At 60.2% G+C, this 1308-nt stretch carries 1 protein-coding gene; it reads left to right on the top strand.

Annotated elements, in window-relative coordinates:
* Positions 1-110 precede the first annotated feature (110 nt).
* Positions 111-1307 (top strand): IS4 family transposase, encoded by a 1197-nt coding sequence (locus tag CYR55_RS22855; RefSeq protein WP_165699659.1) that lies wholly within the window; start codon positions 111-113, stop codon positions 1305-1307.
* Position 1308: the final 1 nt, after the last annotated feature.

Here is a 1308-nt window from a genome sequence, read left to right on the forward strand (position 1 = left end):
CTGACGGCTCCCCACAAAAACAAGACAGACACAGGAATTTGTGATCTCATTATTGCGCCAACAAATCATGAGAAATCCCTGTGTCTGCATCTCTAGTGTGCCAAACTTTTTTGCAAAAATCTCTGGCCGGTTTGCATGCCTACCGTCGCCAGGCCATCATTGATGCCGTCTGCGCCCTGACCACCGGCAGCAAACTCACCCTGACATCCATAGGGCGGCATCTCCGGCGGCCCACGTCCATGAAGCACAATATCAAGCGCATTGACCGGCTGCTGGGCAACCCGCGCCTGCATAATGAGCTGTTCTCTGTCTATCGTGCCACCGTACACCACCTGCTTCGCGGCATGACCCGCTGTGTCATTGCCGTTGACTGGAGCGGCTGCTGCTCGCGCGATTTCCATACGCTGCGCGCCGCGCTGCTGTATGACGGCCGGGCTATCCCGCTGTTCAACTATCTGGTGCCGCAGCACCGGCTTGGTCACCCCGACGAGCAGACCCGGTTTTTAGCGCAGCTGGCGCAGATGCTGGGGGCACGTCAGCAGGTGATTATCGTGACCGATGCCGGCTTCGCCCTGCCGTGGATAACCGCTGTCCGGGCGCACGGCTGGGACGTCATCAGCCGGATACGCGGCACCCGGCGTTTTTGCCTCGATGCACAGCCTGAGCGCTGGGATACGCTGGCTGATATCGCTGACCGGGCCGCCAGCACGCCGCGCCATCTCGGGGCCGGATGGCTCGGGCGCTACCTCAGAAAGCGGGGGAATGTGCCGTTCTACGGCCAGTTTTATCTTTACCGGCAGCCTGCCGGGCGGTCGCGCAACCCTCAGCCCAACTTCGGCGCAGAGACCCGGCGGCACCGGGCATTACATCAGGAGCCCTGGCTGCTGGTCTCGTCGTTAACGGACAAAAAAGCCGCGCAGATTATCCGCCTGTACCGGCAACGGATGCAGATAGAGCAGAACTTCCGGGATGATAAAAGCCCGCGCTACGGCGCGGCCTGGCGCGAGAGCCTGAGCCTGAGCCACGGCCTGCAACGCATCAGCGTGCTGTGCCTGCTGTCCACCCTGGCGGCCCAGTGCCTCTGGTTGGTGGGGTTTTATGCCGAGCACCGGCAGTGGCACCGGGGTCTGCAGTCCAACAGTACCCGCCACCGTCGGGTATTATCACTTATCACGCTGGCTCACTATGTACTTGCTGATAACACAATGAAAATAAAAGGAAGAGATATTGAAAAAGCGCGCCGCATGCTGGTCTCGGCATATCAGCGCCGCTTTTTAAGCGGCACTGAATTTTGTGGGGAGCCGTGAC

It is taken from the genome of Chimaeribacter californicus (genome assembly GCF_002858675.1).
Lineage (GTDB): Bacteria > Pseudomonadota > Gammaproteobacteria > Enterobacterales > Enterobacteriaceae > Chimaeribacter > Chimaeribacter californicus.